This is a genomic window from Micromonospora sp. DT227 (assembly GCF_049841835.1).
Taxonomy (GTDB): domain Bacteria; phylum Actinomycetota; class Actinomycetes; order Mycobacteriales; family Micromonosporaceae; genus Micromonospora.
This window is the reverse complement of sequence record NZ_JBNCLA010000001.1, coordinates 831401-851095: the sequence shown is the minus strand read 5'-3', so window position 1 is coordinate 851095 and position 19695 is coordinate 831401. Positions and strand designations below refer to the sequence as shown.

20 protein-coding genes and 1 pseudogene are annotated in these 19695 nt (G+C 70.5%); 15 read left to right on the top strand and 6 right to left on the bottom strand.

The genetic code is table 11. From position 1 onward, the window contains the following. The first annotated feature begins 424 nt into the window (after positions 1–424). From ACLQ2W_RS04165 to ACLQ2W_RS04155, 3 genes and pseudogenes are all read left to right on the top strand, one after another. Positions 425–2186 (top strand): annotated as a pseudogene (locus ACLQ2W_RS04165) (IS481 family transposase). 188 nt (positions 2187–2374) lie between these two features. Further along, entirely contained in the window at positions 2375–3004 is a 630-nt protein-coding gene (locus tag ACLQ2W_RS04160; protein ID WP_425785280.1) for a hypothetical protein, read from the top strand. A gap of 198 nt (positions 3005–3202) precedes the next feature. Continuing rightward, positions 3203–3727 carry a hypothetical protein gene (locus tag ACLQ2W_RS04155; protein WP_405092097.1) on the top strand — a complete coding sequence of 175 codons (525 nt, stop codon included), beginning with the start codon at positions 3203–3205 and terminating at the stop codon, positions 3725–3727. A 54-nt stretch (positions 3728–3781) separates the two neighbouring features. Here ACLQ2W_RS04155 and ACLQ2W_RS04150 read toward each other — a convergent pair whose 3' ends face one another. The 4 genes from ACLQ2W_RS04150 to ACLQ2W_RS04135 all read right to left on the bottom strand — a co-directional run bounded on the left by ACLQ2W_RS04150 (position 3782) and on the right by ACLQ2W_RS04135 (position 6672). Next, the gene (locus ACLQ2W_RS04150; RefSeq protein WP_425785279.1) at positions 3782–4216 is read right to left on the bottom strand and encodes a hypothetical protein; all 435 of its coding nucleotides are present in this window, start codon (positions 4214–4216) and stop codon (positions 3782–3784) included. 193 nt (positions 4217–4409) lie between these two features. Beyond that, a complete protein-coding gene (locus tag ACLQ2W_RS04145; protein ID WP_425785278.1) occupies positions 4410–4769 on the bottom strand; it encodes a hypothetical protein in 360 nt (119 codons plus the stop codon). 62 nt (positions 4770–4831) lie between these two features. Next, the gene (locus ACLQ2W_RS04140) at positions 4832–5377 is read right to left on the bottom strand and encodes a GNAT family N-acetyltransferase (RefSeq protein ID WP_425785277.1); all 546 of its coding nucleotides are present in this window, start codon (positions 5375–5377) and stop codon (positions 4832–4834) included. A 14-nt stretch (positions 5378–5391) separates the two neighbouring features. Next, complete coding sequence (locus tag ACLQ2W_RS04135; protein ID WP_425785276.1) at positions 5392–6672, bottom strand: hypothetical protein; 1281 nt, start codon at positions 6670–6672, stop codon at positions 5392–5394. Positions 6673–7357: 685 nt separating this feature from the next. On the opposite strand from ACLQ2W_RS04135, the gene ACLQ2W_RS04130 reads away from it, so the two are divergent. The 7 genes from ACLQ2W_RS04130 (at position 7358) to ACLQ2W_RS04100 (ending at position 11701) form a co-directional block, all read left to right on the top strand. After that, complete coding sequence (locus ACLQ2W_RS04130) at positions 7358–7669, top strand: hypothetical protein (protein ID WP_405092093.1); 312 nt, start codon at positions 7358–7360, stop codon at positions 7667–7669. A 12-nt stretch (positions 7670–7681) separates the two neighbouring features. Next, the gene (locus ACLQ2W_RS04125; protein ID WP_405092092.1) at positions 7682–7978 is read left to right on the top strand and encodes a DivIVA domain-containing protein; all 297 of its coding nucleotides are present in this window, start codon (positions 7682–7684) and stop codon (positions 7976–7978) included. 70 nt (positions 7979–8048) lie between these two features. Continuing rightward, a complete protein-coding gene (locus ACLQ2W_RS04120) occupies positions 8049–8747 on the top strand; it encodes a GntR family transcriptional regulator (protein WP_425785275.1) in 699 nt (232 codons plus the stop codon). 114 nt (positions 8748–8861) lie between these two features. Then, positions 8862–9290 carry a hypothetical protein gene (locus tag ACLQ2W_RS04115; RefSeq protein ID WP_405092090.1) on the top strand — a complete coding sequence of 143 codons (429 nt, stop codon included), beginning with the start codon at positions 8862–8864 and terminating at the stop codon, positions 9288–9290. A 97-nt stretch (positions 9291–9387) separates the two neighbouring features. Then, positions 9388–9687, top strand: a complete 300-nt coding sequence (locus ACLQ2W_RS04110; protein WP_405092089.1) for a hypothetical protein — start codon at positions 9388–9390, stop codon at positions 9685–9687. Further along, a complete protein-coding gene (locus tag ACLQ2W_RS04105) occupies positions 9678–11105 on the top strand; it encodes an FtsK/SpoIIIE domain-containing protein (protein WP_405092088.1) in 1428 nt (475 codons plus the stop codon). The genes ACLQ2W_RS04110 and ACLQ2W_RS04105 overlap by 10 nt, the downstream gene beginning before the upstream one ends. Beyond that, on the top strand, positions 11102–11701 hold the full coding sequence (locus ACLQ2W_RS04100) for a DUF2637 domain-containing protein (protein WP_425785274.1): 600 nt from the start codon (positions 11102–11104) through the stop codon (positions 11699–11701). The genes ACLQ2W_RS04105 and ACLQ2W_RS04100 overlap by 4 nt, the downstream gene beginning before the upstream one ends. On the opposite strand, the gene ACLQ2W_RS04095 is transcribed toward ACLQ2W_RS04100, so the two are convergent. Then, entirely contained in the window at positions 11683–12003 is a 321-nt protein-coding gene (locus ACLQ2W_RS04095) for a CPCC family cysteine-rich protein (protein WP_425785273.1), read from the bottom strand. The two genes, ACLQ2W_RS04100 and ACLQ2W_RS04095, sit on opposite strands and share 19 nt — an antisense overlap. A 43-nt stretch (positions 12004–12046) precedes the next feature. Here ACLQ2W_RS04095 and ACLQ2W_RS04090 point away from each other — a divergent pair, with 43 nt between their 5' ends. From ACLQ2W_RS04090 to ACLQ2W_RS04075, 4 genes are all read left to right on the top strand, one after another. Continuing rightward, a complete protein-coding gene (locus tag ACLQ2W_RS04090; protein WP_425786007.1) occupies positions 12047–13819 on the top strand; it encodes a replication initiator in 1773 nt (590 codons plus the stop codon). A 27-nt stretch (positions 13820–13846) separates the two neighbouring features. Then, positions 13847–14119, top strand: coding sequence for a helix-turn-helix domain-containing protein (locus ACLQ2W_RS04085; RefSeq protein ID WP_425785272.1), 273 nt, complete (start codon positions 13847–13849; stop codon positions 14117–14119). Positions 14120–14130: 11 nt separating this feature from the next. Next, positions 14131–15534, top strand: a complete 1404-nt coding sequence (locus tag ACLQ2W_RS04080) for a tyrosine-type recombinase/integrase (protein ID WP_425785271.1) — start codon at positions 14131–14133, stop codon at positions 15532–15534. A gap of 166 nt (positions 15535–15700) precedes the next feature. Beyond that, the gene (locus tag ACLQ2W_RS04075) at positions 15701–16507 is read left to right on the top strand and encodes an HAD family hydrolase (protein WP_425785270.1); all 807 of its coding nucleotides are present in this window, start codon (positions 15701–15703) and stop codon (positions 16505–16507) included. A gap of 102 nt (positions 16508–16609) precedes the next feature. Here ACLQ2W_RS04075 and ACLQ2W_RS04070 read toward each other — a convergent pair whose 3' ends face one another. Then, a complete protein-coding gene (locus ACLQ2W_RS04070) occupies positions 16610–17356 on the bottom strand; it encodes an oxidoreductase (protein ID WP_425785269.1) in 747 nt (248 codons plus the stop codon). A 207-nt stretch (positions 17357–17563) separates the two neighbouring features. Between ACLQ2W_RS04070 and acs the strand changes: the two genes are divergently transcribed. Next, positions 17564–19552, top strand: coding sequence for an acetate--CoA ligase (acs, locus tag ACLQ2W_RS04065; RefSeq protein WP_425785267.1), 1989 nt, complete (start codon positions 17564–17566; stop codon positions 19550–19552). The last annotated feature ends 143 nt before the right edge of the window (positions 19553–19695 follow it).

The window sequence follows — 19695 nt, the reverse complement described above, 5'->3', positions numbered from 1 at the left end:
CAGTGGGCTGCCCGCTCTGCGGCCAGTCGCCCGCCAGGGCTCCGCCACGCCGGTGGCTGAGCCGATACCCGGCGGCAAGCCGCGAAGCGGCGCGGCAGCGATCGCCTCGCCCCCGACGGCGATCTCTCCCCACGCGATCGTCACGGCTTGTTCTCCAACTAACGATTCGACCGCCCGGCGTGCCGGCCGATGCCGGCCGCAGGCCGCCAGCAGGCCGAGTACGCCGGGCGGGGCCGCGCCTGCGCGGCCCTTGATCCTGATGAGATTGTTTCGGCAGTCATCTCCGCATCTCCGCTGTCCCGTCACGGGACATGCTTGACAGTCGCGTCCCACCAGATGCTTGACATGATCATGAGCTGGCTTCTTCATCGCGTGGTGTTTGCGGGCATCGCGTGGTGGGAGGCCGGGATTGGCGCTGGTGGAGTTGTCGATCGTCGAGCAGAGGTATCGGGCGGTGTTGTCGGTGCAGGCCGGGGATCCGGTGGTGGAGGTGGCAGCCCCGGGTTGGGGTGTCGCGCCAGACGGTTCATTCGTGGTTGGCCCGGTATGCCGAAGCTGGTTTGGCGGGGTTGGAGGATCGTTCCCGTCGGCCGCGGGGGTGTGCTCATCAGGCGTCGCCGGAGGTGGAGGCGTTGGTGTGTGAACTGCGTCGGCATCATCCGCGGTGGGGTGCCCGTCGGGTCGCTTTCGAGTTGGGGCGGCATGGTTGTCCGGAGCCGGTGCCGTCGCGGATGACGGTGTATCGGATCCTGGTCCGTCATGGGTTGATCGAGCCGGTGGCGCGGCGGCGGGGGCGGAAGGACTATCGCCGGTGGGAACGGGCTCGGCCGATGGAGTTGTGGCAGATGGACATCGTCGGTGGGGTGTTCCTTGCGGACGGCAGTGAGGCGAAGGTCGTCACGGGGGTGGATGACCATTCCCGGTTCTGCGTGATCGCCCAGGTCGTGCGCAGGGCGACCGGCCGGGCCGTGTGTCTGGCCTTCGCCGACGGGCTGCGACGGTTCGGGGTGCCTGAGGAGGTGCTGACCGACAACGGCAAGCAGTTCACCGACCGGTTCGGCAAGGGCGGGGAGGTGATGTTCGACCGGATCTGCCGCGAGAACGGCATCATCCATCGGTTGACGCAGCCGGCGTCGCCGACCACGACGGGGAAGGTGGAACGGTTCCACCAGACCCTGCGCCGGGAGTTGTTGGACGACGTGCCGGTCTGGCCGGACCTGGACACGGCTCAGGCCGCGATCGACGTGTTCCGCGACGAATACAACACCGACCGACCCCACCAGTCCCTGGGCATGGCCTTCCCTGCCGACCGATTCAGCCCCGCTCTGACGGCGGAGCAGGTGGTGCCGGTGAAACTGCCGGCTCGACTCACCCAGCCGGCCGATCAAACTCTCGTCTCACCACCCTTGCCCGTCCCGGTTCCGGCGCCGGTGCAGGCGGTGCCGGGGGCGGTGGAGTTCGAGCGGGTCGTTCCCGCCTCGGGCAACATGCAGGTCTGCGGGAAGCAGTTCTGGCTCGGCCCCATCCGGTCCGGGGTGACGGTGACGTTCTGGGCCGACACCGACGTCATCCACCTGCTGATCGCCGGCACCCGGATCAAGTCCGTGCGGTCGCACCTGTCGGTCAACGATCTGGCCGCCCTGCACCGCGCCGGCGGCCGACCCGCCGGGCCACCGCCCCTACCGCCGGCGCCAGCGGGGCAGCCCTCCGGTCCGGTGGAGGTCGACCGGACCATCGGCGCCAACGGCTGCGTCTCTCTGGGACAGCACCTGGTCCTGGCCGCCGAAATCCTCGCCGGCCGCCGCGTCGGGGTCCGCATCGAGGAACACACCCTGGCCTTCTTCGACCTCGACACCCGCGAACTCCTACGCACCCGACCCAACCCGTTGACCCCCGCGCAGGTGGCCCGCCTGCGAAGCGCCCGCCCCGCCGGCCCACCACCACAACCGGCCACCGGACCCGTGCGAGTGCAGCGGCGGGCCTCCAACAGCGGCGTCGTCATGGTCGTCGGTCAGAAGATCGCACTCGGCCGGGTCCACGCCCACAAGACCCTCACCATCGACGTCACCGACACCGAGCTGGCCATCCACTGCGACGACGGCACCCGCACCATCCGCCGCACCACCGACCAGCCCGTCACCCGGATCAAAGCCCACCGACCCCGCAAGGTCGCCCTCAATGTCTAGGCCAACCGTCAAGCATCAGCTGGGACGCATCCGTCAAGCATGTGGTGGGACTAGACATCTCCGCATCTCCGCTGTCCTCCGTCGGCTGATGTGCGACACGCGTCCGCCAACTGTCTGCAACACCTCAACGTGCTGATACGACAGTTGCGAGTGTTCAGGGCGGCTCGGCGGATCTAGGATCGTCATCCATGCCCGACAGGATGTGGTCACTCGCCGAGTTCCGCTTCGACGAGGCCATCGAGGCTGCCGAGGTATACCTCGACAGCGGGACAGAGCTGGAGTTGATGGCCCGGGACGAGTCGATCGCCTTCGCCCACGAGCGGGGGGCCAATCTCGTGGCCTCGTGTCCCCCGACCGGCGAGGCGGCCCCTTCGTGCGCTGTGGCAAAGGTGAGCCTGCCAGTGCGTTGGGAGCGGGCTCCGATCGATGAACCGCCGATCGACGAGCGGCTGTGGTTTGAGGCCCCCTGCGGGCGTGACGTCCTGGTCGGTAACGGCCACTCGTTCACTGGGCGGATGGCAGCGTGGTGTCCCCACGAGGGCGTGGGCTACAACGTGTCGCGTGCCGAGATGGGAGCCATGTCGGAGGAGGCCCGCTACTTTGTTGCAGGTTTTCTGGCCGGCAACGAGCCCGGGTATCCGGTGGACGTTGACGGCGAGACTGACGAGGCCGATCTGAGTGCCTGGCGGGCCGCCCTCGCCCGCTTCCGGCGCACGGGATCGTGGTATGGCCGCTGGGGAACGTGCCAGGTGTGCGGGTGTGTCCTGCTGCCGGACACCGCCGGCGACCGGTGCCACCAGCACTCGGCCGCCGGCTGAGCCCCTCTCGCGCCCGCCCCTAAGTTGTTGGATCTGTCGCACATCACCTGGCGGAACTGCGTCGCACATCAGCTGACGGATCACATCTCCGCAGCTCCGCAGCTCCATTCAAGGGATCGCGGCACGACGGCGGTGTGGCTGATCCACGAACCATCCGTGCGGGCGGCAGGGCTTGTGAGGAAGTGCCACAATCCCGCCATGTCCGATGCCGAAGAGTTGCATCCCTGGCTTCGGCTCAGGACGGCGGTGCCGCGCGACGACATCCCGGATCGCACAGTGGGATCGCCTGGGGTGGAGCTTCGAAAGCCTGGCGCCGCAGAAGTCGGGGTGGCGGACCGTGCTCTCGCACGCAACAGACGGGGCGGCGGCCTGGAGCGGTCGGCGAGGTCGGCGAGCGCTGGTGGATGGGTGGGCCACCATCGGGCCTCGGCCGTCCTTGTTCTTGCCGCGATCTTGGCTGGGCTGGCGTGGCTGTCGGTGGCGGGTCTTGTCCTCCTTGCTGTACTTGGTCGAGATGGCCCGGAAGGGATGACCAGCTTTCTCGCGGTCGCGCTGATGCCAAGTGCGCTTGTCCCTGCACTCGGCCTGACCGCTGGCGTGGCGTTGCTGTATTTCAGGATTCGGGGTGGCCGAGTTCCCTTGCTGATGGCTGTGGTGGCCACAATGGCGGCGCTTGTAGTGGGGTGCTCCTGGTGGAAACTCGTATCGATCTTGCCGCTGTAGGCTCCTTCGGTCCTGCCTCCCTGATGCCCCACGGGACCGTTCCGTGACCGTTCATCACGGACACAGGTTCGCCCGGATGTGCACCCCGCACCATGCCGGCAGGTCGACGGACCACACCCGCCATCCGCCGCGGTCCTTGCGCAGCTCCCACCGCCAAGGATGCGCCGTACCGGCGAGGATCTGCGCGTCGTCCCACCACACCGCGCGTACCTGCTCGGTCACCGTGGCCCGGTCGTCGGCCTGGTGCTCGATCGCGCTCGGCCCCACACTCTCCAGCTTCGAAGGCTCCCGGCCGGCACCGGTCATCTCGGCCCGGTAGTCCCGCCACTGCTGCCGCAGGTCGTCATGCCGCGCGGCGGCCAGCACCCGCGACAGCCCCAGCTCCTCACCGGCGCTGAGCTGCAACAGCCACACGCGGGCCGCGGCCTCCGGCGTCGCCTCGCCGCGCTCTGCCTCCAACTGCTTGCGCACGGCCCAGGAGGCAGGCACCGCCACAAGGCCGGCGCAACTGATCACCACCAACGCCAACAGCACCCAGGGCCACCGCCGGGGACTCCCAGCTTGTCGGACTCGGCGCGACTGCCACCCCTGCGGAGTCTCCCCCAAGATCACTTGCGCGAGTCTACGAGATGACCTTGGAGGTCTCTTCAGTCCGGGCTGTGCAGAACTGAAAGCAGCTCCGCTATCCGCATGCCTGCCGAAGTCGCTCGACTGCCGCAAAGATCTGCTGCTCCGGCCCCGGCCGGCTCGGGCGCCATTCAGCGAGCACGGGACGCACCGCGTCGACAATTGCGGCCAGATCTTCCGGGGCCTCGGGCTCGGATAGCGCGCTGAGCGCCGCGACAGCGTCCGCCGTCACCGCGTACCGGTGGGCGTTCGTTGGTGTCTCCCGCCAACCTGGGGCGCGTCGCCACTCTTGGACACGTTCGTACACCTCGGCTACGGCGGCGCGGATGCGGGCCGCCTGCTCCTGCAGTGTGAGGGCGGTGTCGGCGTAACGGCGGTCGGCGGGTTCCTGCGGCGGCGTGTCGGCGTCGCGCATGCCGGCGATCGTACCGGCGCCATGATCCGGCCGGCGTTGGCCGTCGAGCCGCCGGCGGTTGGTCAGCCGGCGTCGCTGGTCCACTCCTCGGCGAGGATGGAGTAGAGCAGGGAGTCGCGCCATGCGCCGTTGGTGTAGACGTGGTCGCGTAGTCGGCCCTCGTACTGCATGCCGAGTCTTTCGGCAACGGTGATGGAGGCGGCGTTGTCGGGGCCGATGGCCGCGGTGATGCGGTGGAGCTTCAGCGTCTGGAAGCCGTAGGCCAGCATCGTGCGGGCGGCGTCGGTGGCGTAGCCGTGGCCCCAGTGGTCGGCGCTGATGGCGTACCCGAGTTTGGCGGCCTGGTGGCCGGTGAGGCCGAGTCGCGCGAATCCGATCATGCGGTCTGAGGCGTCGGCAACGGCTAGGTAGTACTCGGTGCGCGGGGTGAGCTGGGCTCGCTCGATGGCGCCTTCGACCATGGCGACGGCGGCGGCCTGGTCCCGGCTGTCGAAGGAGAGCCAGTGAGTGACCCGGTCATCTCCGACGATTGCCCAAGCGTCGGCCGCGTCATCGGAGCGCAAGTCGCGCAGGGTGATGACGCGGCCGGGAATGGTGATCGGCTCCATGGCCCGATCGTGCCCTATCGAGGAAGGGCGTTGGCCGGGGTGTGGGTGAAGTGCTCGATGCCATCGATGAGTTCGCGGGCGTCGCTGGCGTGGCCGGCGCGGGTGATGGCCTGGTGCACCCGGCGCACGGAGTGAACGATGCCGTTGATGCGCTGATCGGCGGGCAGGTCGAGCACGGGCGCCAGGGCGTCGGCTGCGGCGTCCAAGTCCCCGCCGGCAACGCGAGCAATGGCGAGGTTGGCGTGTGAGCCGGCCTGGTCACCGAATGCCCATGCCGGGTCGTTGGGGTCGGCGTACGCCTGGGTGGCGCGCAGGGCGTATCGCTCGGTGTTGGTGGCCTCGCCGGGGAGCCAGGCCAGGGCATCGCTGGCGTAGTAGAGGGTGCGGGGCTGGTTGAAGGTGCAGATGCCGCCCATCTCGTCCATCTCGTCGGGGCGTACCCGGGACCAGGCGTCCTCGGCCTCGGTGATGGCGGCCTTGGCCTGCTCGGCGTTGCCCAGTGCGGCGTACGCGCGGGCGGCGCTGGCGGGCAGCCAGACGGCGGAGGTGCCGCCGGCCCGGGTGGCGTACTCGCGGCCGGCTTCGGCGTAGCGGACCGCCTCGGCGTAGCGGCCGGCCCAGTAGGCGACGAGGGATTGCAGGCCACGCAGCCACGCCTGTAGCCCGGGGTGGCCGGCCTGCTCGGCGCAGAGAACGGCGGTGCGGGCCTGGAGCATGGCCGAGTGCGGGTCGGCCATGTCGTGGGAGACCTTGGCGAGTAGGCCGCTGGTGATGCCGGCGAGGAAGTGCAGGTCTCTGGATTGGTTCGGGGCTTGGCGGCGCTCCAGAAGTGTGAACAGGGTGTCCTGTGTCTCGACCAGGTCGGGGAGCACGTGGCTGACGGGGCGCTGCGGGTAGGCGAGCGCCAGGCGCTGCACGTCCTCGGCGAGCTGTTCGATGGCGGCCGGGCTGGTGGACTCGGCGGCGAGCATGGCGTATTGGCGGGCGCGTTGTGCGGCCATGGCGAGGAGGTTCCTTTCCGGGCCGGCGCCGGCGGGGTCGACAAGGAGGTGTCGCTCCGGCGCAGGGGTCAACTGGTGGGGAGTCCAAGGGCGCTGTAGTTCGTCGATGGGCTTGCTGAACATGGCCTGTAGTGCCCGCCGGGTGGCGGGGGTCGATGAGGCCAGGTCGCGTTCGCCGCGTGCCAACCGCCCGAGGTGCCGGGCGCTGATCGCCGCCCGGGGGTCCATCCGGGAGAACTCGTCGGCCAGTTCCTCGTACGTGCGGTCGCTCTGCTGGATCAGGTGCTCCAGCATGGTGCGAGGTTCGCGGCGTTCTCGTGCCATCCGTCTACGCCTTCCTGATGGGCTTTCTCCACGCTCGCCCGGGTGAGGTCCTTCCGGCAATGCAGGTCCTCGTGGTGTCCGCTCGATGTCCGTCAGAGGTGTCCCTACGGGTCCTCGATCGGTCCCGTAGGTCCCGTGCAATCTCTCCTACATGGACGGCTCACCCACCGCAATTGTGCATGTGCATCCCGTCGATGCACATGGGCAGCAGCGTCGGCGCGGACACCGGGAGGTGAGTTCAGCGAGGAGGGGCGCTGAGCAAACCGGGGTTCGGGTCGTGCGGTGTGTGGATGGGTCGCGCCCGCGGCGAGGGTCGCTCCAGTCCTCGCCGTCCGCGCCGATTGCGTGTCCCGCGTGCGAGGGGCGGGGCTGGAAGATGGCCAGCCCTCGGCGCTCGCTCCGGGCTCCCGGTGACCCGAACCGGTTGCAACGGCGTGACTGCCCTGACTGCGCGGGCACCGGCGCCCAAGGGCAGTGGGCGGGGCCGGCGGTCGTCTGACAGCGACGACCGCCGGCCCTCCGATCATCACGCGGCGTTTCCGCCGTGTCCTGAGTTGGCCCGGGGCGGGTGCTGGTGGAAGCGCGGTGTCGGCCGCGCTCGGATGCCCGCCCGCCTCGGCGCCCCGGTCATCCGAGGTGTGGAAGGCGGTCGGTCGTGGTCCCGAAGCCGGGAGACGTGCTGTATGTCAATCGGGGCGCGTCGGTGCAGTTCGGCGGCGACCGGGCCTTGATCTTCCGAGTCATCAAGATCTCCGGCGAGCTGGTCCACCACGACTGGATTTGGCTGACCGGCTACGTCCTCGACCAAGCGGGCAACGCTCTGGCACGTCGAGAGATCTTCGTGCAGAAAGCTGGCCTGCTGCGGGCGGACCCGCCTCGGGCCGTGGTCCGTCAACCACGCCGAAAGCCAGCAGCAGCTACGCCGGCTAAGGACGGCCCGCGGCAGGGAACACGTGCGACGACTTGATGGGAGAGTTCGATGGCAGTGGGAGTCTTTCGTGTGGCCTCGCGGCTCGCGCCGATGGTCCCCGATCAGGTACGCCGGCAGCGGTTCCGGCGTACCGGGTTCGGCCGGCGGGGGCTCGTCGAGGCACATGTCTACGCGTTCCTGCATCGCGTCGTCGATGAGCTGATCGCCAGGGACCGGGTCGAGGCGAGTCTCCGGGAAGAGAACGCCCGGCTGAAGAACGCTCTGCGGGACTGGCAGGGCGGCTACGCACCGAGGCCGGGTCAGATGGACGGCAGCGCATGGACAGGGGATCAGCAGCGCAGATAGCCTGTTGACAAGCTGAGTTGTCGTCTGGAGTGAAACGGTGCCGATCGAGGTTGCGCCGCCGAAGTACGTGGTGATCGTCAACGCGGTGCAACAGCGCATCGACGACGGCACCTACCCGCCGGGCGGGATGCTGCCCAGCGAGACCGAACTCATCCGCGAATTCGGCGCGTCCCGTCCCGTCGTGGTCCGGGCCCTGGACCTCCTGCGGCAGGACGGCTGGATCGAGAGCCGCCAGGGCAAGGGTCGGTTCGTCCTGGGCCGTCCGGGCGGCACCGACAAGCGATCACGTGAACGCCGCTATGGCCTGCTCGACGACGACGAGCGGGCCGGGTCGACGCTGCTGGCCGCCGGCACCGTTCCCGCTCCCCCACGAGCCGCTGCCGCTCTCGGCGTGAAACCGGGGACTCCGGTCGTGGCACGTCGACGCCTCATCACCGTCGATGATGTCGGCCCGGTGGAACTGGGTACGGCGTTCCTGCCCGTCGAGCTGGCCAATGGAACCGGCGTGGGCTCTCAGGACGTGATGCCGGAGGGCCTGCTCAGGCACGTCGCCTCCCGCAAGCGCCTCAAGCTCGACCACGTGACCGAACGCATCTCGGCGCGGCTGCCCAACACCGAGGAAGCCGAGCTGTTGCAGGTCCGCGAAAACGATCCGGTGCTGACCGTGCTCCTGGTCATCTGCGACCGGAGCGCCACGCCGGTGCTGGCGGTAGACGTGCTCCTTCCCGCCGCCCGGCACGATCTGGAAGACGTCTACCCGCTCGACTGACCAAAGTGGATTAGCCACTTGACAAGTCAAGTTGGCACTCTTTACCTTCGATCTGACTTAACAAGTCAACTAGTTGAGTTGCCTTGTGGACTTGGAGGTCTTGCCGTGGTTCCGATGACGTTGAAGGTGCCCGTTCCGTCCGAGTACGTCTTCCCCGCCGGGGCGCTCTGCCTCGGCGTCTCGCCGCAGATCGATTTTGAGCGGCGGGGCGAGGCGGACAACCAGGCGCGGGACAAGGACACCGGCGAGCGGGTCTGGGTGGTGCGGGTGATGGACCTGGACCCGGAGGCCGGGAAGTTCGGCCGGTCCACCGAGGTGAAGGTCAAGGTCGTGGCTCCGCAGCAGCCGGTGCCGCCGCCGTCGACCGTGCCGGGTTACCCGCCGGCCGTGGAGTTCGAGGGCCTGACCCTCACCCCGTATGTCGACTCGCAGCGGTGCAAGCCGGGCCGCTCCTCGGGCGACTGCCGTTCCCGCATGGCGTACTCGCTACGGGCCACCGCGATCCGCCCGGCGTCGGTGGTGCCGGGCTCGGCGACGGCCTGACCGCTGCTGGTTGTGCGCGCGGGGCGGGTCGTTTCCCCGCCAAGAGTCCCGACCCGTCCCGCGCTCTGCCATCCCTCATCTGGCGAAGGAGGGCGTGATGCCCACCGTAATTCCCCCTGCCCTGATCATCGCCGCACCCCTGCTCCTCGGCGCGGCCCTCACGCTCACCCGCACGCGCTCGCTCCTGGCCGGTCTGCGCCACGCCTACCGGGAGACCGAGGCGGCGCTCCGGTCGGCGCTGCGGCTGCCGCCGGCTTCCGCCCGGGTGTGTGCGATCCGCTGTCCCCGTTGCTGTCGGTGGGTGAAGCCGCGTCGGTTCGACCTGCGCCGCATGTCGTGTCACTCGTGCATCTCGACGCTGGGGCGCTCGGCTCGGGGTGGTGACCTGTGCCTCTGATCAACGTGATTCCCGGGGACAAGATCCCCATGGCGCCGATGAACGTGCGTCTTCCTGCGTGGCGGGTTCCGGGTTGGCTGCTGGTGCTCTGGTGGCTGGCCCGGGGCCTGTTCCGGCTCACCGTGCTGGCGGTCCGGTACTGGTGGCTCACCGCCCCGTCTGCGCTGGCTCTGTGGATCTGGGTCGAGTTCGGCGGCCTGGTCATGGGCGGCGTCGTCCTGACCGTCGTCGCCGGCTGCGTGGCGTGGTGGCGGTGGCATCCGTCGTCGTGGCTGCGGTTCGGCTGGTACCCGATCGTCAGCCGGGTCCGCGCGCTGTTCGTCTACCGGCGGCGGTGGGCGTCGGTGGTGGCGACCTGTGGGCTGGCGACCGCGTTCGCCGGTGACCGGTATGTTCCGCAGCTTCTGCGGGTGCGGTGCGACCGGTTCGGCGACGAGCTGACCGTCCGGCTGCTGCCGGGGCAGATCCCGGACGACTGGGGGCAGGCCGCGGAACGCCTCGCCTACGCCTTCCGCCGCCGCAGCGGGCAGGCGCGCTCGACGGCGCGGCCGGATCGCGTGGTGGTGCGCCTCGTACGCCGTGACCCCCTCGCCGCCGTCGTGGCGCCGCTGCCGGTGGCCGACGTGCCGGATCTGGGCGGGCTCGTCCTCGGCGTCGACGAGGACGGGCAGCCCTACCGGCTGCGGCTGGTCGGGTCGCATGTGCTGATCGCGGGGGCCACGGGGTCGGGCAAGGGGTCGGTGCTGTGGTCGCTGCTCCGTTCCCTGGCCGGTGGTATTCGCTCAGGGCTGGTGGAGGTGTGGGCGTTCGACCCGAAGGGCGGGATGGAGTTGGCAGCCGGGGTGCCGCTGTTCACCCGGTTCGCCTACGACGACCCGGACAGCATGGCTGGCGTCCTGGAAGAGGCCGTGAAGCGGATGCGGCTGCGGGCGGCCCGGCTGCGCGGGGTGACCCGCCAGCACGTACCGACGCCGGAGGATCCGTTGCTCGTCCTGGTCGTCGACGAGCTGGCCGCGCTCACGGCCTACATCACCGATCGGAAGGTCCGCGACCGGATCAAGGAATCACTCGGGCTGCTGCTGTCGCAGGGCCGGGCGGTCGGCGTGCACGTGGTCGCCGCGTTGCAGGACCCGCGCAAGGACGTGCTGCCGTTCCGCGACCTGTTCCCCACCCGCATAGGGCTGCGGCTGACCGAGCCCGAGCAGGTGGACATGGTTCTCGGCGACGCCGCCCGCGACCGGGGAGCGCTCTGCGACCGCATTCCGGAGTCGTCGCCGGGGGTGGGGTTCGTGGTCCTCGACGGCGTCCGTGAACCCGTCCGGGTCCGGTTCGCCTACCTCACCGACGACGACATCCGCCAGCTCGGCCGCGACTACCGCCGCCTCTGCGACGACACCGACCAGGAGGTGACCCCATGAAGGCCGACACCGAACGCACGGAAGGGCTCGCCCTGGTGCTCATCGTCCTCACCGTCGGCGGACTGGCCGGCGCCGCCTCGTTCACCCATGTCCACGACTGGACCATGAACAACTCGCCGGCCGGTACCGGGGACTGGTTCGGCTGGGCGAATGCCGCCATCTCCGAACTGCTCCCGTTCGCGGCGCTGCTGACCATCCGGCGACGCCGCCGCACCGGCGGCCCGGTCGGGTACCCGCTGTTCCTGCTCGTCTGCGCCGTCGCGCTGTCCCTCGCCGCGCAACTGGCCGTGGCGAAGCCGAGCCCGTCCGGGTGGCTGCTGTCGGCCGTGCCCGCGCTGGCGTTCCTCGGCCTGTCCAAACTCGTCTTCTCCGCTGCCCCGGCGGCGCCCGTCGACCAGCCGGCCGACCGGGACGAAGTGCCGCCCGTCTACAACCCGACCGAAGATCACCGGTCCGTCGTGGTCCACGCCGCCAACGACGAGGAGCGCGCGGCGCGGCCGGAGATTGCGGTACAGCGGCCGGGCCTGGTTCCCGTGCCTGCGGCGGCGTTCGCGCCTCGCAGCGCCACTGGCGTGATTCAGGAGGTGCGGCCTTGATCGCCGAGCGGATGTTCCTCGGGCCGGGGTGGCCTCACGTGGCGCAGGTCTTTCGGATCGGCCGCTCCATGCTTGGCGAAGTTGCGGCGGGCGTCGAGCAGGCTCAGATTCCGGTTCGGCCCGCCGCGTACTCGGCCGGCGTCGTGCTCGTCCTGACCGTCGTCCTCCCAGAAGCACACCGAGCAGATCTCGTAGTAGCCACGCTGCTCCAGCGTGAGGTAGCCGCAGCACGGGCAGGCGTACGGGCCGCCCTCGGGCCCTCGGTACACGTTGACGAACTTCCCCGCGTCATTCCACGTCACGACGCCCAGCTTTCCACTCCCGCTATGGGAGGGGGTCCTACCAATGACGCAACGAACGCTCACCGCCGTTGAGCAGCCCCGGCCAGGGTCGCGCGCCGACCGGATGCGCAAACCCCTCGCCAAGGACGCGCTCAAGCAACTCGCCGAGTCGCACGGCGTCTGCGTCCGCCCCCTTGCATTGCGCCGCACCGACACCGCCACCGGCCTCACCGAGGTCGTAGAAGTGCCGTGCGGGGCGACCCTGGCCATGAAGTGCAAGCCGTGCGCGGAAAAGGGCCGGCGGCTGCGCATCCAGCAGATCCGGGAGGGCTGGCACCTCGCCGACGAACCCGCCGTCCGACCCGACAAGCCCGGTGAGGACGCCCTCGCCTTGGTGCGGGTGCGGGCGCATCTGGAGTTCGAACGCGAAGCCGTCCAGTACCAGCCGATGACCCCGGATGAGCGGGCCGCCCAGGTAACGGAGATCGACGCCGCGATCGCCGAGCTGGACGAAGCCCTCGGCGAGACCAGCCTGCGCGGCCACCTCACCCCGAAGGAACGCGACGAGCGACCCCGCCGCAAGCGCTCCACCCGACGGCGTCAAGACTCGCCCGACCTGCCCCGGCTGCCCGTCGACCCCCGCACGGTCGGCCGGGCCTACTCGGGTCGGACGGGCAAGACCTACCGCCCGTCGATGCTGGTCACGCTGACGCTCGACTCGCACGGGCCCGTGCACTCCCACCTTCGTCGCGGCGCCTACATCGCGCCGTGCGAGTGCGGTGCCCGGCACGGCCCGCACGATGACCTCCTCGGCACCCCCGTCGACCCTGCCGGCTACGACTACCGGCGCGCGGCCCTGGACGCGATTCACTTCGCCCGGGTCCTTGACCGGTGGTGGCAGAACGTCCGCCGCGCCGCTGGCTGGAACGTCCAATACGCGGGTGCGGTCGAGCTGCAACGCCGCCTCGCCCCTCACGCGCACTTCGCCATCCGCGGCACCCTGCCCCGCCGGCTGCTCAAGCAGATCGCCGCCGCCACCTACCACCAAGTCTGGTGGCCACCCTTCAACGAACCGGTCTACCGCGTGGACAAGCCGCCGGTCTGGGACGTCGACCGACAGGCATACGTCGACCCGAAGACCCGCGAGCCGCTGCCCACCTGGGGCGAAGCCCTCGACGCCCTGGAAGACCCCGACAGCCGACCCGCCTACGTCGCCCGACTCGGCCGCATCGACGCCCGCGGCATCGAGCAGGGCACCAAGGATGCCGAACGGTCCATCCGCTACGTGACCAAGTACGTCACCAAAGACCTCACTGACCAAGCCAAGCCCCGCTCAGATCCGCAGAAGGCGCACTTCGACCGGCTCCACGCCGAACTATCGGTCCTGCCGTGCTCGCCCACGTGCGCGAACTGGCTGCTCTACGGCGTTCAGCCGGACGGCGTCAAGGCGGGCTTGACCCCGGGCCGGTGTACCGGGAAGGTCCACCAACGCTCCACCCTCGGCTTCACCGGCCGCCGCGTCCTCGTCTCCCGACAGTGGTCCGGCAAGACCCTCGCCGACCACCGCGCGGACAACCGCGCGTGGGTGCGCGCCATCCTCGCCGGCGGCATGGCCGACACCGAGGAGCACGACCAGGCGGCCGACGACGCGGACGGATCCCAGCGCTACCGCTTCGAACTCGCCCGACCCGAAGACCCCGACGTGCCGCCCCTGGAACACCGCCTCCTGCGCGCGATATCCGCCCGCATCCGCTGGCGCACAGACCTCGACACCGCACGGCTACGAACAGCCGCGCTCTCGCCGTCATCCGATCGACCCGCCGCGCTCGCGGCCTGAACCATGGGGGAAATCTTGTCCAACGTCGTGCCATTCGAGCTGCGGCAGGCCGGCCCTCGGGTTGGTGGGGCCGACTCCGAGGACAGGCCGGTCCGCGCCGTCTACACGGTCAAGGAGGTGGCCGGGATGCTGTCTCTCTCGGTCAGCTCGGCCTACGCCCTGGTTCGGGCAGGGCAGATCCCCGCCGAGCGTCTGGGGCGGCGCTGGGTGGTGCCGCGTACCCGCTTCCACGCCTGGCTTGACGGCCCGGCCGGCGGGCTCTCGGCGACCGGGACCGACTCACCGCGTAGGGGTTGGTGACCGTGGGCTTCGTGAACAAGACGCCGGCCGGGACCTACCGGGCGAACTGGCGGGACTCGGCCGATCGGCAGAAGGCCAAGACGTTCCGCACGAAGAAGGAGGCGAACGCGTACCTGGCCGAGGTTGAGGGCTCGATCAACCGGGGCACGTACGTCGACCCGCACGCGGGGCGGCTTCGGTTCGGCGAGTTCGTAACGCGGTGGCTGGCCGGGCGGTCGGTGGAGGTCCGGACGGCCGAGCGGACGGAATCCATGCTGCGCGCTCATCTGCTGCCCCAGTGGGCGGACTGGCCGTTGGCGCGGATCGACTACCTGGCGGTACAGGAGTGGGTGACGAACCTCGGCCGAACCCTGGCGCCCTCGACGACGGCGAAGCACCTCGGAATGCTCTCGATGATCATGCAGACGGCGATCCGGGCGCGGTTGATCGCGGTGAACCCGTGCGAGGGGGTGCGGATACCGCGCAACCGGGCTGGTGAGGCTCGCGCCGGCATCATCAGCCGGGAGGCGTTCCTCGGCTGGCTGCTGCCCGCTGTGCCGGCCGAACATCGGGGGATCGTCTGCGCCGCTGCCGGGGCGGGACTGCGCTGGGGTGAGTGCGCGGGTCTGCCCTGGGAGGCGGTCGACCTCGACCGTGGGCTGGTGCACGTCGCTCAGGTGGCGGTGGAGACCCACGGCGGGATCGTGCTGCGGGCGTACCCGAAGACTCGGGCCGGCGTGCGCGCGGTGCCGATGCCGCGGTTCCTCGTCGACGAGCTGCGGCAGCGGCGCGGGGCCGGCTCGCCGGACGGCCGGGCCCTGGTCTTCGCCGACCGGGACGGCGGGCCGCAGCGGCGGTCGAACTTTCGGCGGCGGGTGTGGATGCCGTCGCTGGTGCGGGCCGGCCTGCTCGGGCGCGTGAGCGAGGTGGCGTCGGGCCGGTGGCTGGCGGTGTGGCCGGATCGGGACGGGCGGGAGCAGCGGGCGGAGTTCGCCACGGAGGCGGCGGCGGTTGCGCATGCGGCGGCCTCGGCGGTCGGCGGGCTGCGGTTCCACGACTTGCGGCACTCGTACATCACGTGGCTGGTGTCGGACGGGGTTCCGGTCAACGTGGTGCGGCGGGTGGCGGGCCACGAGAAGGCGTCGACGACGCTGGACCGGTACACGCACACGCCCGACGACTACGCCGACCGGGTCCGGCTGACGTTCGCTGACGATTCGCTGACTTTCCGCCCGTCGCCCACCCGGGCCGAGCCGGGAAGAGCGCTCCCACCTGGGCGGGAGCGCTCCCCAGAAAGGGACGACCCCCGTCGGGGGGAGACGGGGGTCGTCGGGTGGTTCGGCTCCGGGGGGGTCGAGCCGAACCGACTCAGCGGTCACGGGGGGTGCAACCGCCGAGGGCCTCCAGCAGCGACGGGACGTGAGCTCCCGTCGTGAGGACAAGCATGCCGCAGCCGACCCTTATACGTCGAGTGGTGTTCACTCCACGCAAAGCTAATTTCTTGCGCGTTCATGTGACCGGCGTCACTCAGCCGGGTGCACCTCAGGTTAGGGGTCCGGGCCGGGCAGCTCTGGGCGTCCCGTCCGGCTAGACTTTCGCGCCGTGGGCCGTGGTGCCGCTTTCTTCGATCTCGACAAGACCGTCATCGCCAAGTCGAGCGCTCTGGCGTTCGGTCGGCCGTTCTACCGGGACGGGCTGATCACTCGGCGTGACGTGGTCAAGTCGGCGTACGCGCAGCTGATGTTCCGGCTGGGCGGCACCGACGAGCAGACCATGGCCCGCACCAGGGACTATCTGGCCACGCTCTGTAAGGGCTGGCCGGTGGAACAGGTCCGCCAGATCGTCGCGGAGACGCTGCACGAGCTGATCAACCCCTATGTGTACGCCGAAGCGGCCGCCCTCATCGAGGAGCACCAGGCTGCCGGCCGGGATGTCGTGCTGGTTTCCGCCTCGGGCGAGGAGATGGTCCGGCCGATCGGCGAGCTGCTCGGGGTGACCGACGTGATCGCCACCCGGATGGCGGTCGTCGAGGGCCGCTACAGCGGCGAGGTCGAGTTCTACGCGGCCGGCCCGAGCAAGGTCGACGCCGTGGGCGAGCTGGCCCAGGAGCGCGACTACGACCTGACCGAGTCGTACGCGTACTCCGACTCGTACAGTGACCGGCCCTTGCTGGAGTGTGTGGGCCACCCGTCCGTGGTCAACCCGGACCGGGCGCTGCGCAGGCTGGCGATGGAGAACGCCTGGCCGGTGCTGGAGTTCCGGCACCCGATCCCGCTGGGCCGCCGGTTGCGGGAGCGGCCGGCGGTACCGGTCGCCGCGGCGGCGCTGGGCGTGGGTGTCGGTGTCGCCATCGGCATCGCCTGGTACGGCCGGCACCGCCGCACCCGGGCCGTGGCGCCCACCGCCTGACCCGTTCGGCCGCGACCGCCAGCGGCAGCACCAGAAGAAGACTGCGCGCGCCCAGGAGGCAGAAGCGCCCAGAAGGCGGAAGCGCCCAGAAGGCAGCGCGCGTCAGGAGGCGGCGAGGATCTCGTCGCCGATGAGCGTGATCTGCTCCGCTCCGACCTCCACCGCGGCCATGTAGTGCCGCAGCCAGGAGCGTAGGCCGTCCGGGGTGCCGGTGGCGAAGGCGCCGGCCGCGCCGACGTACTCCGGTTCCCGCTCACGGTGCCCGACGTCCACCGCGACCAGCCCGCGGGGGTCGAACCCGGTGGAGATCAGCACCAGTCGCGCGGCGGCGCGGGCGACCACGCCGGAGGGGCCCGGGAACGGACGCAGGTTCAGCAGTTCGCCGTGCACGACGGCGGCCAGCACCAGCGGCGGTACCTTCGTGCCGCCGGCCACCAGGCCGGACAGGCCGTCGAGGCGGGCCGCCACCACCGGGTCGGCGACCGGGCGTCCCAGTTCCTCCTCGGTCACCACGTCCCGGGCGGCGAGCACGTGCAGCCGGGCGAGCACCTGTCGGGGCGCCTTCGGCCAGAGGTCGCTCAGGCCGGGCAGCGCGCCGGCGACCCGCAGCGCGCCCTGGAGCACCGGGTCGGTGACGGTGCCGGCGCGTACCTCCTCGCGGTCGTGTTCCCGGCCCTCCAGCGCGGCGCTGGCCACGGCCGAGCGGAGACTGATCTCGGCGGCGAGCGGACCGCCCTGGCGGCGCAGCGCGCGGTGCCGGTGGGCCTGGTCGACCCGGTCCCGGGCCTGCTCGACGGCGGGCGCGACGTCGGCGAGCGCGAGCAGCGGGGCGAGCGGATCGGTGGTCACCCCGTCACGCTAGCGACACGGTCCGGGGTGTTAAGAGGGGGCCCTTCCTCTACCGGAGGCGTTAACCGGGGGCCCCGCCTTGCACCTCGGCGCGGAGGGGGAGCCGCTGAGCGCGCGGAGCGGGGCGGGCGGTCGCGGGTCGGGTACCGCGCGGCTAACCTTCCCCGGAGTAGGGAGACGCAGGTCACGCGACGAAGGAGTCACCGTATGAGCGAGGCATTGGCCAATCTGCTGAACGAGACGCGCCAGTTCCCGCCGCCGGCCGAACTCGCCGCGAACGCCAACGTGACCGCGGAGGCGTACGAGGAGGCGGCCGCCGACCGGCTCGCCTTCTGGGCGCGTCAGGCCGGCCGGCTGAGCTGGGCCGAGCCGTGGGAGCAGGTGCTCGACTGGTCGAACGCCCCGTTCGCGAAGTGGTTCACCGGTGGCCGGCTGAACGTGGCGTACAACTGTCTGGACCGGCACGTGGAGGCGGGCCACGGCGACAAGGTGGCGATCCACTGGGAGGGCGAGCCGGGCGACACCCGCACGGTCACCTACGCGGACCTGCACCGGCTCACCTGCCAGGCGGCGAACGCGCTGACCGAGCTGGGGGTGACGGCCGGTGACCGGGTGGCGATCTATCTGCCGATGATCCCGGAGGCGGCGGTGGCGATGCTCGCCTGCGCCCGGATCGGCGCCACGCACAGCGTGGTGTTCGGCGGCTTCTCCGCCGACGCGTTGACCAACCGGATCCAGGACGCCAGCGCCAAGGTGGTGATCACCGCGGACGGCGGCTTCCGGCGGGGCAAGCCGTCGGCGCTCAAGCCGACCGTGGACGAGGCGGTGGCGAACTGCCCGTCGGTGGAGCACGTGCTGGTGGTCCGCCGCACCGGCGAGGAGGTCGGCTGGTCGGCGAAGGACCACTGGTGGCACGAGACGGTGGAGACCGCCGCGCCGGAGCACGAGGCGCAGGCGTTCGACGCCGAGCACCCGCTGTTCATCCTCTACACCAGCGGCACCACCGCCCGGCCGAAGGGCATCCTGCACACCACCGGCGGCTACCTGACCCAGACGTCGTACACCACGCACGCGGTGTTCGACCTGAAGCCGGAGACCGACGTCTACTGGTGCACGGCCGACATCGGCTGGGTGACCGGGCACTCCTACATCGTCTACGGCCCGCTCTCCAACGGCGCGACCCAGGTCATGTACGAGGGCACGCCGGACACGCCGCACAAGGGCCGGTTCTGGGAGATCGTCGACAAGTACCAGGTCAGCATTTTGTACACCGCGCCGACGCTGATCCGCACCATGATGAAGTGGGGCGAGGACATCCCGGCGGGCTACGACCTGTCGTCGCTGCGGCTGCTCGGCAGCGTCGGTGAGCCGATCAACCCGGAGGCGTGGATCTGGTACCGGCAGTACGTCGGGCGCGGTGAGCTGCCGGTGGTCGACACCTGGTGGCAGACCGAGACCGGGGCGATGATGATCTCGCCGCTGCCGGGGGTGACCGAGGCGAAGCCGGGTTCGGCGATGACCCCGCTGCCCGGCGTGGTCGCGGACGTGGTCGACGACCAGGGCGAGTCGGTGCCGAACGGCGGGGGTGGCTACCTGGTGCTCACCGAGCCGTGGCCGTCGATGCTGCGCACCATCTGGGGCGACGACAACCGGTTCCTGGAGACGTACTGGTCACGGTTCGGGGCGGGCGCCAACGTCGGCGACAAGTGGGTCTACTTCGCCGGTGACGGCGCCAAGAAGGACGACGACGGGCACATCTGGCTGCTCGGCCGGGTCGACGACGTGATGCTGGTGTCCGGGCACAACATCTCCACCACCGAGGTGGAGTCGGCGCTGGTGAGCCACCCGTCGGTGGCCGAGGCGGCGGTGGTCGGCGCGACCGATCCGACCACCGGGCAGGCGATCGTCGCGTTCGCCATTCCGCGCGGCAGCGCGGAGATCACCGGCGAGGCGGGCGAGCAGCTCATCGCCGAGCTGCGCAACCACGTGGCGCGGACGCTCGGCCCGATCGCCAAGCCGCGGCAGATCATGCTGGTGCCGGAGCTGCCGAAGACCCGCTCCGGCAAGATCATGCGCCGGTTGCTGCGGGACGTGGCGGAGAACCGGTCGCTGGGCGACGTGACCACGTTGCAGGACTCCTCGGTGATGGAGTTGATCTCGTCGGGGATGAGCGGCGGCAAGTCCGACGAGGACTGACGACACCGGTACGGCAGGGGCGGGTCGCGCGGCGGCCCGCCCTTCGTCGTACCCGGGAGCCGTGCCGGTCGATCGGCGGAGGAGCACTGGCCTGTTCACCCCTGTCGATGGTGCTTCCCGTCGACTACGTTCAGCCGCACCGG

Bases quoted from the DNA above. Each gene is read 5' to 3' on its own strand.
- ACLQ2W_RS04110 (WP_405092089.1), top strand. From the start codon at position 9,388: ATGCCCACCGTAATTCCCCCTGCCCTGATCATCGCCGCACCCCTGCTC.
- acs (WP_425785267.1), top strand. From the start codon at position 17,564: ATGAGCGAGGCATTGGCCAATCTGCTGAACGAGACGCGCCAGTTCCCG.
- ACLQ2W_RS04125 (WP_405092092.1), top strand. From the start codon at position 7,682: ATGGCAGTGGGAGTCTTTCGTGTGGCCTCGCGGCTCGCGCCGATGGTC.
- ACLQ2W_RS04145 (WP_425785278.1), bottom strand. From the start codon at position 4,769: ATGCGCGACGCCGACACGCCGCCGCAGGAACCCGCCGACCGCCGTTAC.
- ACLQ2W_RS04135 (WP_425785276.1), bottom strand. From the start codon at position 6,672: ATGCTGGAGCACCTGATCCAGCAGAGCGACCGCACGTACGAGGAACTG.
- ACLQ2W_RS04090 (WP_425786007.1), top strand. From the start codon at position 12,047: ATGACGCAACGAACGCTCACCGCCGTTGAGCAGCCCCGGCCAGGGTCG.
- ACLQ2W_RS04140 (WP_425785277.1), bottom strand. From the start codon at position 5,377: ATGGAGCCGATCACCATTCCCGGCCGCGTCATCACCCTGCGCGACTTG.
- ACLQ2W_RS04100 (WP_425785274.1), top strand. From the start codon at position 11,102: ATGAAGGCCGACACCGAACGCACGGAAGGGCTCGCCCTGGTGCTCATC.
- ACLQ2W_RS04160 (WP_425785280.1), top strand. From the start codon at position 2,375: ATGCCCGACAGGATGTGGTCACTCGCCGAGTTCCGCTTCGACGAGGCC.
- ACLQ2W_RS04155 (WP_405092097.1), top strand. From the start codon at position 3,203: ATGTCCGATGCCGAAGAGTTGCATCCCTGGCTTCGGCTCAGGACGGCG.
- ACLQ2W_RS04115 (WP_405092090.1), top strand. From the start codon at position 8,862: ATGACGTTGAAGGTGCCCGTTCCGTCCGAGTACGTCTTCCCCGCCGGG.